This is a genomic window from Bombella mellum (assembly GCF_014048465.1).
Lineage (GTDB): Bacteria > Pseudomonadota > Alphaproteobacteria > Acetobacterales > Acetobacteraceae > Bombella > Bombella mellum.
In genome coordinates this window covers 36,488-50,316 of record NZ_PDLY01000007.1, presented here as the reverse complement: position 1 = coordinate 50,316, position 13,829 = coordinate 36,488, and the positions used below count along the sequence as shown (strand labels likewise).

Genomic DNA, 13,829 nt, shown 5'->3' with positions numbered 1-13,829 from the left:
CCATGGTTCGGACAGCCGCCCTTCTCTGCATCCACAATGAGGCAAACAGGCTCGGCTGGTGGATCGCCCACCATGTGGCAGCGGGTTTCTCGGCTCTCCTCATCTGTGACGACCACTCCACCGATGGCAGCCAGGACATCCTGACCCAGGCTGCCCGGAACTACGACATCCGCCTTCTGGCCACCGATCAGCAGGAAACGGACCGCCTGCAACGCCACCACAACGCCCAGCTGCGGATGATCCAGCAGGAAGGACGGCATTTCGACTGGATCATCCAGCTGGCCGTGGACGAGTATTTCCTGCCCGGCTCCCGGTCCGTGAACGGCTTCTTCACCGGCATGGCCGCCCGCATGGGGCCGGAATCCTTCCAGCGGGCCACCCATGTCCCGGTCAACTGGTGCCTGACGGGCCTGGGACGATGGACCCACCAGCATTTTGACGGTCAGATGGCCCACCCACGGGCCCTTTTCCTGACCCACGCCCCGGAGACCTTTCCCGACAGCCGGGTGACGAGGGTCTTTTTCCGCCCTTCGGCCCGGCAGGGCCTGCCCGACCCTTTTGCCCATATCCAGTCTCCGCCGGACTGGAGTTCCGGCCGCATCCTGCATGACGCTGCCGCCAGCAGCCAGACTCCTCAGGCCCGCCGCTATTATGACCGTAATGACCAGCGGTTCGACAAGGGGCAGGCCCTCCTGCCACAGACGCTGGACATCAGTGCCCACATCCTGCAGGGGTTGATCGTGGGGGCCTGTTACGCCATACAGAACGGGCAGGCCCCGGCCCCCATATCTGCCGCCCCCCTTACCGAAACGGCCCACCATTTCAGACGGTTCCATCTATACCGCCAGGACCGGAAGATGGCCCTGAACAGGGAAGCTGGCACGCTCGGCTTCTATTCGGCGAGAGAGATGGAGACCGACGGCAACCTCATCCCCCTCTGTCTCGTCAGACCTGATGATCCATTTCCCGAGATGAAGACCCGGGCCTGGCTGCATACGGAACAGCCCTCGGGCCGTCCCTACCTCCCGGCAGGAGCTCCCGCCTCCACCTACTTCCCGACCCTGCTGGACTGCCTGCCCATACGGGTTCAGGAACAGGAAGACGGTACCGTGAAACTTGTCCTTCTTCCGACGGGGCTGCCCCTTCCTGACGGCAACCCCCTGACCCTCGCTCCCGCAGAAACTCCCCTCATCTTCAGGCCGGACACGATGGAAGAAGCCCTCCGGCACTTCACCGTCCACGGCCTCACGGCGGCCGGTCTGCATGAGGCCATAAGGAAGAGCCGCTGGATTTCACCTTCCGTGGTCGGTGCGCTGTATGCCCAGCTCCCTGCCGAGGAAGCCAGCACCCTCTTCACGCCGCTGCTGCACCGGCTTTTCCACGACTGGAAACACTGACGGGACGGCCGGTCGCCCCCTCATGTAAGGCCACATCTATCACCGTTAACCTTGTCATCACTTTTCTCTGTTATGTGATCGGGCGTAGCAGGTCTTAAAGAAAACGTACGACAGATACATCCTGATGGCCCCGGCAGAACCCTTCAGGGAGGGTTGCCGGTGACCTGAAAAGCTTTGCGACACTCCGTGATCTTTCCAAACAGGCAGGATGAGGGCTGGAAAAAATCTCTGTATCCCTGTAATGCCCTGTAAGTTTCATGATCTGACACCGGCTGGATGGTTCATGCCCGACCCTACGACATCTCGTACGACACAGACCACACCGCTCCATCAGCTTTCCTTCGAGAATGCTCTTGCCGAGCTTGAGCAGATCGTGCGTGGACTGGAAAGTGGCCAGATGAAGCTGGAAGACGCCATCTCCGCCTACGAGCGGGGAGCAGCCCTGCGCCGCCACTGTGAGAAGCGTCTGGGTGAGGCGGAAATGCGCGTGAAGGCCATCGTCCAGAAGGCTGACGGTTCCCTTTCCGAAGAGGAGCTGGGAACGGCGGCAGACAGGGCCACACCCGCACCCCGCCGCCGCAGGGCCGCCACCGGAACCAGGCACGCCCCCCAGAATGGAGGCCAGACCTCCCCGGAGCTGGATGACGGGATTCCGTTCTGATGACGCCCTGCCCACAGATGACCCAGCCCCCCACCAAGGAGACCTTTCAATGACCGACAGCCCTGCCCTCTCCCTCAAGGAAGCCCTACGTCAGGCCTGTCGTGACATCGAAGCCAGCATCGATGCCCTCCTGCCGCTGGTGCCGGGTGATGAGTCCCTGCTGCTCGAGGCCATGCGCTACGCCGCCCTGAATGGCGGCAAGCGTCTACGTGGCTTCCTCGTGCTGGAAACAGCCGCCCTGTTCGGGGCACCTCGTGAGGCCGCCCTGCGTGTGGCCGCCTCCGTCGAGTTCCTGCACGCCTATTCTCTCGTCCATGACGACCTGCCTGCCATGGATGATGATGACCTCCGCCGGGGGCAGCCCTCCACCCACAAGAAATTCAATGAGGCCTTCGCCATCCTGGCCGGTGACGCCCTCCAGACCAGTGCCTTCGAGGTCCTGCTGGAAGACGCCACGAGTGCGGACCCCGCCATCCGGGCCGAGCTGGCACTGGCACTGGCCCGTGCCTCCGGCAGTGCGGGCATGGTGGGCGGCCAGGTCATCGACATCCGGGGCGAAGGCAAGGCCCTGCCTCTCGAGAAGGTCAGACGCCTTCATGCCATGAAGACCGGTGCCCTCATCCGCTATGCGGCGGAGGCAGGGGCCATTCTGGCTGGCCTCAGGGCCGGTGACCCACGCCGTGAGGCCATCATCCGCTATGGGGCCGATCTCGGCACGGCCTTCCAGGTCGCTGACGACATTCTGGACACCACGGCCAGCACGGAAGAACTCGGCAAGACGGCAGGCAAGGATGAGGATGCCTGCAAGTCCAACTATGTCTCGCTGCTTGGCATCGAGGGTGCCCGCAAGGAGGCCCTGCGCCTGAGCGAACAGGCCCGCCAGTCCCTTTCCTCCTTCGGTCCCCGTGCGGATACGCTCCGTGCCCTCGCTGATTATTTCGTTGAACGCAGGAACTGATTGTCCATGAGCACGTCTTCCTCCATCCCTACCCTGGGCCGTTATCCTCTGCTGGACCGGGTGAGCGTACCGGCGGACATGAAGAACCTGTCCATCGAGCAGCTCACCACCCTGGCAGAGGAACTCCGCTCGGAGACCATCAATGCGGTTTCCACCACGGGAGGGCATCTGGGTGCCTCCCTCGGCGTGGTCGAGCTGACGGTCGCCCTCCATGCGGTGTTCAACACGCCGGATGACCGGGTGATCTGGGATGTCGGCCATCAGGCCTATCCGCACAAGATCCTGACCGGCCGCCGTGAGCAGATCCGCACGCTGCGCCAGCCGGGCGGTCTCTCCGGCTTCACCCGCCGGTCCGAGAGCCCCTACGACCCCTTCGGCGCAGCCCATTCCTCCACGTCCATCTCCGCCGGACTGGGCATGGCCGTTGCCCACCACCTCTATGCGGAGGACCATCCTTCCTACCGGGAACGGAACGTCATTTCCGTCATCGGGGACGGGTCCATCTCCGCCGGCATGGCCTATGAAGCCATGAACAATGCCGGGGCCATGGGCGGCAAGGGGGCGGAGCGGCTCATCGTCATCCTGAATGACAATGAGATGTCCATTGCGCCGCCTGTCGGGGCCATGTCCAACTATCTCAGCCGCCTGATGACATCCCGCCGCTTCCTCACCCTGCGGGATATGGCGGGCAAGCTGGCCAAGCGGCTGCCCTCCCGCATCGAGCGCACGGCCAAGCGGGCCGAGGAATATGCCCGTGGCATGATCACCGGTGGCACGCTGTTCGAGGAACTGGGCTTCTACTACATCGGCCCGGTGGACGGGCATGACATGCACCAGCTCGTCCCCATTCTCCGCAACCTGCGGGATGCCGAGGACAAGGGACCCGTCCTGCTGCACGTCATCACCGAGAAAGGCCGTGGCTACAAGCCTGCCGAAGCCGCCGGTGACAAATACCATGCCGTCGCCCGCTTCGACGTGGAAACCGGCAAGCAGCAGAAAGCCCCCGCCGGTCCCCCCACCTACACGGACGTTTTCTCCCGTGAGCTGCTCCACCGGGCCAACCAGGATGACAGGGTCGTCGCCATCACGGCGGCCATGCCATCCGGCACCGGGCTGGACAAGATGGCCCAGCAGCATCCTGACCGCTATTTTGACGTCGGCATTGCCGAGCAGCACGCCGTGACCTTTGCCGCCGGGATCGCCAGCGAAGGGATGCGCCCCTTCTGCGCCATCTACTCCACCTTCCTCCAGCGGGCCTATGACCAGGTCATGCACGACGTGGCCCTCCAGAACCTGCCCGTCCGCTTTGCCGTGGACCGGGCCGGGCTTGTCGGTGCTGACGGCGCAACCCATGCAGGGTCCTTTGACCTGAACTATCTCTGCTGCCTGCCCAACATGACGGTCATGGCCCCATCTGACGAAGTGGAGCTGCTTCACATGACGGCCACGGCGTGGGCGCATGACAGCGGACCAATCGCCCTGCGCTACCCCCGCGGGGCCGGTCTGGGCCAGAAGCTCCCTGATGAAGGGGAAATTCTGGAAATCGGCAAGGGCCGCATTGTCCACTCCTCCGAAGGGGAAGGCGTGGCCATCCTGGCTCTCGGCCCCCGCCTGCACGAGGCCCTGAAGGCCGCCGAGACGCTGGCCGAGGATGGCATTGCCGTCACCGTGGCCGATGCCCGCTTCGCCAAGCCCGTTGACAGTGCGCTGATCGAATCCCTGGCCCGCCAGCACAGGGTCTTCATCACCATCGAGGATGGCGCACCGGGTGGGTTCAGCACGCAGGTGGTGCAGCATCTGGCCGAAACAGGCCTGCTCGATCAGGTCCGTTTCCGCCCCATGGCCCTGCCGGATACATGGATCGACCACAACACCCCTGCGGCCCAGTACGAGGAAGCAGGCCTGACCGCCCGTCACATCGCCGATCTGGCCCGCAAGGCACTTGATGGCAAGGTCGGGGCCTGATGGCCAAACGCCGTGCGGACCAGCTCCTTGTGGACAGGGGGCTGGTGGAAACACGCAGCCGGGCACAGGCCCTCATCATGGCCGGGCTGGTCTATGCCGGCCCGCATGGTGATAGACCCGTCAAGAAAGCCGGAGATCAGCTCGCCGAAGACATGCCCCTGACCCTGAAAGGGCAGGATCATCCTTGGGTCTCCCGTGGCGGACTGAAGCTGGCCCATGCGCTGGAACACTTCCCCCTCTCTACGGAGGGAAAGATCGCCGTGGATGTCGGAGCCTCGACGGGCGGCTTCACCGATGTGCTGCTCCAGAATGGAGCGGCAAAAGTCTATGCCGTGGATGTCGGGCACGGCCAGCTGGCCTGGAAGATACGCTCCGATGACCGCGTGGTGGTGCTGGAGAAAACCAACGCCCGCCACCTGAATGCCGGACATGTGCCCGAGGCTCCGGACATCGTCGTCTGCGATGCCAGCTTCATCAGCCTGAAAACCGTTTTGGCCCCGGCCCTCGACATGGCAAAAGATGGTGCCTGGGCCGTGGCCCTCATCAAGCCACAGTTCGAGGCAGGACGGGCGGACATCGGCCCCAAAGGGGTCGTGCGGGACCCCGCCGTGCATGAACGTGTCTGCGAGGAAATCCGGGACTGGTTTGCCAGCCTCCCCGGCTGGACCATCCTTGGCCTGGTTCCCAGCCCGATCACCGGGCCGGAAGGCAACAGGGAGTTCCTCATCGCCGCCCGCAAGGACGCCATCGGGTAAACACCAACCCCCGCCCCTCACTTTTCTGACCCGGAAACGGGTTCCCATGCTATAGCCACCCCATGACACATCCGATGCCTTCTTCAGCTCCCGTTTCCTCCGATGCCGTGAATGCCCTCAACGAGAGCGAGCGCAAACGCATCGAGGCCAAGTCAGCCCTGTTCGCACCGCCAACGCCGGTCACGGAGGATGGACGCCGGGAGCTGGTCGGCCTCTCCCGGGAAGAACTGGCCGAAGTCCTGACCGAGATTGGCGAGAAGCCCTTCCGGGCCAAGCAGCTCTGGCACTGGATCTATCATCAGGGCGTGACGGACTTCTCCCGCATGTCCACCATCGCAAGGCCCTTGCAGGCCAAGCTGGAAAAGCACTTCATTGTCGGCCGCCCCAGCCTGACGACGCAGCAGACATCCAAGGACGACACGCGCAAGTTCCTCTTCCGCTTCCGGGACGGGCAGGAGGCAGAGACCGTCTATATTCCAGACAGGCGGGAGGACCGTGGAGCCGTCTGCATCTCCTCCCAGGTGGGCTGCACCCTGTCCTGTACCTTCTGCCATACGGGAACGCAGAAGCTCGTCCGCAATCTGGGAGCAGCCGAAATTGTCGGGCAGTTCATGGCGGCACGGGACAGCTATGGCGAATGGCCCAGCCCCAAGGGGGACACGCCCCGCCTGCTCTCCACCATCGTGCTGATGGGCATGGGAGAGCCGCTCTACAATTATGAGAACGTCGCCAAGGCCATGAAGATCATCATGGATGGCGAAGGCATCGCCCTCTCCCGCCGCCGGATCACGCTCTCCACCTCCGGCGTCGTGCCCATGATGGACCGCTGCGGTGACGAGCTGGGCATCAATCTGGCCATTTCCCTCCATGCCGTCCGCAACGACCTGCGGGACCAGCTCGTGCCGCTGAACCGGAAATACCCGATCGAGGAGCTGATGGCCGCCTGCCACCGCTATCCGGCCGCCTCCAATTCCCGCCGCATCACCTTTGAATACATCATGATCCGGGACGTGAATGACAGTGATGCCGAAGCCCGGGAGCTGGTGCGGCTGATCCGTGGCCTGCCTGCCAAGGTCAATCTCATCCCCTTCAATCCATGGCCGGGATCGGACTTCCGCCCCTCCACACGGGAGCGGCTGGCCAGCTTTGCCCAGATCGTCATGGATGCCGGTTATGCCGCCCCCATCCGCATGCCCCGTGGCAAGGACATCCTCGCTGCCTGTGGGCAGCTCAAGACACAGAGCGAGCGGAAGCGGCAGGCCGAATCCCGCAGGAACGAGGCCTGAGCCTTCCCCCTGCGGCTATGGGCCTCTGGCCCAATGGTCTGACAGCTGTTACAAGACCATAATAACTTAACGACATCTGGTTCTGTCTTTCAGCAGAGGTATATAACGATCATGAGCAAAGCCTCAGGCATCAAGAAAGTCGTTCTGGCCTATTCCGGTGGGCTGGATACGTCCGTCATTCTCCGCTGGCTTCAGGAGCATTATGGCTGCGAGGTTGTCACCTTCACGGCCGATCTCGGTCAGGGGGAAGAGCTGGAGCCTGCACGCCGCAAGGCTGAATCCCTTGGCGTGAAGGAAATCTTTGTCGAGGACCTGCGGGAAACCTTCGTCAAGGATTACGTCTTCCCGATGTTCCGTGCCAACACGGTTTATGAAGGCCAGTACCTGCTGGGCACCTCCATCGCCCGCCCGCTGATCTCCAAACGCCAGATCGAGATTGCCGAGGCCGTCGGTGCCGACGCCGTGGCGCATGGTGCGACAGGCAAGGGAAACGATCAGGTCCGCTTCGAGCTGGCCTATTATGCCCTGAAGCCGGATGTGAAGGTCATCGCCCCATGGCGTGAATGGGACCTGACCTCCCGCACCAAGCTGCTGGACTTTGCCGAGAAGAACCAGATTCCCGTCACCAAGGACAAGCGGGGCGAGGCTCCGTTCTCCGTCGATGCCAACCTGCTGCACTCTTCCTCCGAAGGGAAGATTCTGGAGGATCCCTCCCTGCCGCCGGACGAGATCGTCTTCCAGCGTACCATCTCCCCGGAAGCCGCCCCGGACAAGGCAACCGAAATCACCATCGACTTCAAGCATGGTGACCCGGTGGCCATCAATGGTGAGGCCCTCTCCCCGGCCAGTCTGCTGGCCCGCCTCAACGAGCTGGGCAAGGCCAACGGCATCGGCCGTCTCGACATCGTGGAGAACCGCTTCGTCGGCATGAAGTCCCGTGGCATCTACGAGACGCCCGGCGGCACCATTCTGCTTCAGGCTCATCGCTCCATGGAGTCCATCACGCTGGACCGTGAGGCTGCCCACCTCAAGGACAGCCTGATGCCCCGCTATGCCGAGCTGATCTATAACGGCCTGTGGTTCTCCCCGGAGCGTCACATGCTTCAGGCCCTGATCGACAGCAGCCAGAAGTCCGTCAATGGTCGTGTGCGACTGAAGCTCTACAAGGGCAATGTCATCTGCGTGGGCCGTGAAAGCCCCGACAGCCTGTATGACGCCCGTGTCGTGACCTTCGAGGACGACGAAGGAGCCTACAACCAGGTGGATGCACAGGGCTTCATCCGTCTGAACGCCCTGCGGCTGCGGCTGGGTGCCAACAAGGGACGCCGTGGCGGCACGCCCTGAGCCTGTCCCGTTTCCCCTGCCGGTCCGTGATGGTCCGGCAGGGTCTGTCTCTTCCTCCCCGTCTGCAAAGAGGCATCTCCATGTCCCATCTGCGTTCTCTCTTCCGTTATCTGCCAGCCTGTATGCTGGCTGGTCTGCTCGGCCTGACGGGCTGTGGCGGCCAACCGAAACCGGACCTGACACCCCAGCAGTTCATGGATCAGGTCTACAAACAGCCGGGGGTCCAGAAGCTCCCTGACGGTCTGGCCTACAAGGTGCTGAAATCCGGCCCCAAGGATGCACCCCACCCGCAGAAGGGGGGCACCATGATGGTCATCTATGAAGGCCGCCTGCCGGACGGAGGCATTTTTGATGCCTCGGAAATGCACACCGGGGCCGCCTACATGGAAATGCCTCTTGATGGTGTCATCGAAGGCTGGATGGAAGGACTGCCCCTGATGCGTGTCGGTGACACGTGGGAACTCTATGTCCCGCCACAGCTGGGTTACGGCAAGCGGTCCATGGGGATCATCCCGCCCAACAGCCCGCTGATCTTCAAGATCCAGCTTCTGGGTGTCGAGGATGACAACTCCCTGCAATAAGGGCACGTTCCTCCCCCTCATGCCCTGCCGACAGGGCACCCTGCCGCCCCCTCACGCCTGAGCGGGGCGGTTTTGTCTTTTCCTTCTGTCAGGACCATGTTCATGCAGCGTGTTTTTTCAGGCATCCAGCCAACAGGCATTCCCCATCTCGGCAACTATCTCGGGGCCATCCGCAACTGGGTCACCTTGCAGAAGGACCATGACTGCCTGTTCTGCCTCGTGGACATGCACTCCCTGACCATGCTGTGGTCCCCGGAGGCCCTGCGTGAGCAGACACTGGCCTCCACCGCCTGCCTTCTGGCCTCCGGCATCGACCCGACCCGCCTGTACAACCAGTCCGCCGTCAGTGCCCATGCCCGTCTCGGCTGGATCTTCAACTGCGTGTCCCGTCTGGGCTGGCTGAACCGCATGACGCAGTTCAAGGACAAGGCAGGCAAGAACCGGGAGAACCATTCCGCCGGTCTCTATGTCTATCCCAACCTGATGGCGGCGGACATTCTGGCCTTCCACGCCACACGGGTGCCTGTTGGTGATGACCAGCGGCAGCATCTCGAGCTGGCCAATGACATTGCCCAGAAATTCAACCACGATATGGGCGTCGAGTTCTTCCCGCAGATCGAGCCGCTCATTCCGCCTCACGCCGCCCGTGTGATGAGCCTGCGGGACGGCAGCAAGAAGATGTCCAAGTCCGACCCGTCCGCCCAGAGCCGCATCATCCTGAATGACACGGCAGACGACATCGCCCAGAAGATCCGCAAGGCCCGTACGGATGCCGAGCCTCTGCCCTCCGAGGAAGCCGGACTGGAAGGCCGCCCGGAAGCCCGCAACCTGCTGACCATCTATGCCGCCATGTCCGACAGGACACTGGCCGACGTGCTGGGCCAGTTTGCCGGGCAGGGCTTCGGCACCTTCAAGCAGGCCCTGGCTGACCTGCTGGTCGAGACGCTGGCCCCCGTGGCGGATGAAACCCGCCGCCTGATGGGAGACAGGGCACATCTCATGCAGGTCCTGCGCCAGGGAGCCGAACGGGCCCGGGCCGTCTCGGAACCCATCGTGAGCGAAGCGGAAAAACTGGTCGGCTTCCTCCGCTGAGTGGAAGCTTCCCTGCCTGCTCCAATAAAAAGCCTGCCTCTATGGGGCAGGCTTTTTTCATGAGAAAGACCGTATTTCGGAAAGGGGCCTGTCCATCAGCTCCAGCACCTGCTTCGCCGCCGATACGGCAGGCAGATCCCCCCCCGGAGCCTCCAGCATTGCCAGAACGTTTCCGAAAGCCTCCTGCTGTGCCCGGCGTTTCGCCTCATCCGTCAGCAGGGAGCTGATCTCGTCGGCCAGCTTCTGCGGCGTACAGTCATGCTGTATCAGTTCGGGAACGACGGCACGCCCTGCCAGAATGTTGATCATCGAGACATAGGGCAGCCGCAGGAAAAGCCGCCCCAGAAGGGCTGAAAGCGGATTCACCCGATAGGTCACGACCATCGGCACCCGCCCGATCGCCAGCTCCAGAATGGACGTGCCCGACTTGGTCAGGGCACAGTCAGCGGCCCGGATGGCGTCGTGCTTGTCCTCCGTGTCTGTCAGGATGGAGGGATGGACGGCCCAGTGCCGCACCATCTTCTTCACAAGCGGAGCCATGCCCGACGTGGCCGGAATCACGGGCTGAAGATCGGAAAAACGCTCATGAAGGATCGCAAGCGTCTTCTCAAACACGGGCAGCAGCTTCGGAACCTCGGAGGACCGGCTACCCGGCATGAGGATCAGGATGGGGCTGTCTGGCCGGAGATCATGCCGCTTATGGAAACGCTCCGCCTCCCCATGCGCCACACCGGACTGAAGGATGGGATGCCCCACGAAACGGGCCTCCGGCAGCCCCCGTTCGGCAAACCATGTCTCTTCGAAGGGGAACAGGCAGAGAAGTCGGTCCCACAGGCCCCGATAGCCCTTGACCCGGTTCTCCCGCCAGGCCCAGACCTGCGGGGCCACATAGTGGAGCCGCCGGACCTTCAGCTTGCGGATGCGCCGCAGGAGCCTGAAGGAAAAACCGGGACTGTCTATGGTGATGACGATGTCCGGCCGCCGCAGGACGATGTCCTGCTCGGCTTCCAGCAGACGCTGGGACAGCAGACGCAGCCGGGGCAGGACCTCCATGAAGCCCATGACCGTCAGGTCCTCCATCGGGAAGAGGCTCCGCAGGCCCCGGGCTTCCATCCGCCCCCCGCCAACACCGGCAAAGACCAGCGTCGGATCAATGCGGTGCAGGGCCTGCATCAGGCGTGCCCCGATGCTGTCCCCGCTCGGCTCTCCCGCAAGAATCCAGATCACCCGACCATGATGGTGGAGGGGAACCTCGCCTTCTACAGGAGCACCCGCATCCACCATGACATCAGTTCCCTTCGTCTTGCAGTTATCTGAGGATCAACGGCGCAGCGTTGCCCCCGTGGCTTTCTGGACGGCACTTTCCACCGCTGCCATCAGGGCGTCAAGCTGCGCATCGGTCAGGCTGTCCTTCTGCGGCTGGAGGGTCACCTCCACACCAAGGGAGCGATGCCCGGCCGGAACTGAACTGCCCTCAAAAATGTCGAAGAGACGCACGTCCGTGATCAGCTTCCGGTCTGCCATCCGGACAGCCTTCAGCACATCCTGTATCTGCACCTTTTCATCAGCCAGGAAAGCGAAATCACGACGCACGGGCTGAAGTGCCGACAGAACCGGCGGAGCTTTCCGTTTCACCTTGGGCAGCGGGACCCTGTCCAGCGTGACCTCAAAGAGTGCCACCGTACCGCTCAGGCCAAAGTGACGGGCCACACGGGGGTGCAGCTCACCGAAACTGCCCAGCACCAGCTTGGGCCCCTGTCGTACGACACCGGAACGCCCAGGATGATAATAACCCGGTGCGTCCGGTGTGCTGCTCAGGGACGCCTCGGCCACACCAAGAGCCACAAGAGCCGCCATCAGGTCGGCCTTGGCATCCATCCATGACGGTTCCTCGGCCGCCTGACCCGGCGCACGGAGGGTGACGCCTCCCCGCACGCCCGCCAGCACCATACGGGTGCCCTGCTGCCCGAAGCAGGGGCCAAGCTCGAAGAAGGAGGCATCCCCGCTGAAGCCCTGCCCATGAGCCAGATTCCGCCCCAACGCACGCAGCAGATTGATGACCGGTGTCGGCCGCAGCTGGTTCAGGTCCGTTGCAATCGGGTTCAGCAGCCGGTCCTGCTCCCGTCCCTCTTCAAACAGGGCCGCATCCTGATCGGACACGAAGGAGAAACCAACAGTTTCCATCAGGCCACGCCCCGCACACAGGCGGCGCAGAAGGGCTGCCCGGGCCTGCTGTGGTGTCACCGCCGGAGCAGGCACCATATGGGCACGTGGCAGGGACAGGGCCGGAACCTCATCCAGACCACGGATGCGCAGAACCTCCTCGACCAGATCGGCCTCGGCTTCCATGACCTCCACACTGGCGGCAGCCCGTTCGGCCACAGCAGCATCGAGCGTGACAGCCTGTGCCAGACCATGCCCTGCCGCCACGTCATTCCGCCATGACGGCACGGAGAACACGGCCTTCTCTGCCGTGCGCTCCTGCACCTCAAACCCCAGGGCCTCGAGGATGTCCACGGCCCTGTCCGCCTCAATCTCCAGACCACCCAGCGAGGCCAGACGCTCGAAACGCAGGCTGGCGGTTCTCTGCCATGCCGGTTCCGCCCCCGCCTCGGTCACCTCACTTGGCGTACCGCCACACAGCTCCACGATCAGGGCCGTGGCGGCTTCCAGACCTGAACGGACGAGAGCCTGATCCACGCCACGCTCGAAACGGTAACGGGCATCCGTCTGCACCCCAAGGCGGCGGCCTGTCAGGGCGATGCGCACCGGGTCGAACAGGGCGGACTCCACGAAGACATCGACCGTCTCATCAGTCACTGCACTGGCCTCACCGCCAATGATGCCCGCCAGAGACTGCACCCCGGCCTCATCCGCAATGACGAGATCATCCGTGCCCAGAACCAGCTCCTGCCCATCCAGCGCACGGAAATGCTCTCCCGTGCCGGAGGTCAGGGAGAGCCTGTCACCGGTCAGGCGGGCGGCATCAAAAACATGCAGCGGCCGCCCAATGTGCATCATCAGGTAGTTGGTCACATCCACCAGGGCGGACTGCGGCCGCAGCCCCACGCTCTCCAGACGACGCTTCAGCCAGGCCGGGCTGGGGCCATTCTTCACGCCACGGATCAGCCTCCCCGTAACATAACGGCAGGCCGGGTGACAGATCTCCCACCGGATCGGGCTTTCACCCTGCCCTTCCACCGTCTCCGTCAGCCACGGCTTCAGGGTGCCCAGCCCCGCAGCGGCGAGGTCACGGGCAATGCCCCGGACGCTCAGCGCATCGCCACGGTTGGGCGTGATGGCAATCTCGATGACGGGATCATCCAGCCGGGCATGGCGGACATAATCCTCACCCAGCGGAGAACCGTCGGGCAGTTCGGCAATGCCATTGGACTCCTCACCGATCCCGAGCTCCCGCAGGGAGCAGAGCATCCCGTTGCTGGCCTGTCCCCGAATTTTGCCGGGCTTGATCGTCATGTCACTGCCGGGAATGTAGGTCCCCGGCGGAGCGAAAATGACATGCAGCCCCGTGCGGGCATTCGGCGCACCACAGACGACCTGAACGTCCTCGAAGCCCTGACCGGCCGAGACACGGCAGAGCTGAAGGCGGTCTGCATCCGGATGGGGGGAAGCCTCCAGAATCTTTGCCGTACGGAATCCGGCCAGACGTTCCGTCGGGTCATCCACGCTCTCGACCTCAAGGCCGATGCGGTTCAGCGTCGTGCAGATCTCGTCCAGAGAGGCGGTAAAATCGAGGTGATCCCGCAGCCATGAGAGTGAAAATTTCATG

At 63.4% G+C, this 13,829-nt stretch carries 10 protein-coding genes and 1 pseudogene; 9 read left to right on the top strand and 2 right to left on the bottom strand.

The features are described from left to right. Positions 1–2 precede the first annotated feature (2 nt). The 9 genes and pseudogenes from CPA56_RS09280 to trpS all read left to right on the top strand — a co-directional run bounded on the left by CPA56_RS09280 (position 3) and on the right by trpS (position 10,039). Complete coding sequence (locus tag CPA56_RS09280) at positions 3–1,397, top strand: glycosyltransferase family 2 protein (RefSeq protein ID WP_182041738.1); 1,395 nt, start codon at positions 3–5, stop codon at positions 1,395–1,397. A gap of 283 nt (positions 1,398–1,680) precedes the next feature. After that, positions 1,681–1,923, top strand: a pseudogene (locus tag CPA56_RS09495) (exodeoxyribonuclease VII small subunit); the annotation flags it as partial. 184 nt (positions 1,924–2,107) lie between these two features. Further along, positions 2,108–3,016, top strand: coding sequence for a polyprenyl synthetase family protein (locus CPA56_RS09270; protein WP_182041736.1), 909 nt, complete (start codon positions 2,108–2,110; stop codon positions 3,014–3,016). A gap of 6 nt (positions 3,017–3,022) precedes the next feature. Beyond that, positions 3,023–4,981 (top strand): 1-deoxy-D-xylulose-5-phosphate synthase, encoded by a 1,959-nt coding sequence (gene dxs / locus CPA56_RS09265; RefSeq protein ID WP_182041735.1) that lies wholly within the window; start codon positions 3,023–3,025, stop codon positions 4,979–4,981. After that, positions 4,981–5,736: a TlyA family RNA methyltransferase gene (locus CPA56_RS09260; RefSeq protein ID WP_182041734.1), complete on the top strand. Its 756-nt coding sequence runs from the start codon at positions 4,981–4,983 to the stop codon at positions 5,734–5,736. Before dxs ends, CPA56_RS09260 begins: the two co-directional genes overlap by 1 nt. 74 nt (positions 5,737–5,810) lie before the next feature. Next, entirely contained in the window at positions 5,811–7,022 is a 1,212-nt protein-coding gene (gene rlmN, locus CPA56_RS09255) for a 23S rRNA (adenine(2503)-C(2))-methyltransferase RlmN (RefSeq protein WP_229707594.1), read from the top strand. A gap of 111 nt (positions 7,023–7,133) precedes the next feature. Beyond that, positions 7,134–8,366, top strand: a complete 1,233-nt coding sequence (locus CPA56_RS09250) for an argininosuccinate synthase (protein WP_182041732.1) — start codon at positions 7,134–7,136, stop codon at positions 8,364–8,366. A gap of 89 nt (positions 8,367–8,455) precedes the next feature. After that, a complete protein-coding gene (locus CPA56_RS09245) occupies positions 8,456–8,947 on the top strand; it encodes an FKBP-type peptidyl-prolyl cis-trans isomerase (RefSeq protein ID WP_407645684.1) in 492 nt (163 codons plus the stop codon). 102 nt (positions 8,948–9,049) lie between these two features. Next, on the top strand, positions 9,050–10,039 hold the full coding sequence (gene trpS, locus CPA56_RS09240; RefSeq protein ID WP_182041730.1) for a tryptophan--tRNA ligase: 990 nt from the start codon (positions 9,050–9,052) through the stop codon (positions 10,037–10,039). A gap of 57 nt (positions 10,040–10,096) precedes the next feature. Here trpS and lpxB read toward each other — a convergent pair whose 3' ends face one another. Together lpxB and pheT are read right to left on the bottom strand one after the other, a co-directional pair. Continuing rightward, the gene (lpxB, locus tag CPA56_RS09235) at positions 10,097–11,323 is read right to left on the bottom strand and encodes a lipid-A-disaccharide synthase (RefSeq protein WP_182041729.1); all 1,227 of its coding nucleotides are present in this window, start codon (positions 11,321–11,323) and stop codon (positions 10,097–10,099) included. 36 nt (positions 11,324–11,359) lie between these two features. Beyond that, on the bottom strand, positions 11,360–13,828 hold the full coding sequence (gene pheT, locus CPA56_RS09230) for a phenylalanine--tRNA ligase subunit beta (RefSeq protein WP_182041728.1): 2,469 nt from the start codon (positions 13,826–13,828) through the stop codon (positions 11,360–11,362). Position 13,829 lies beyond the last annotated feature (1 nt).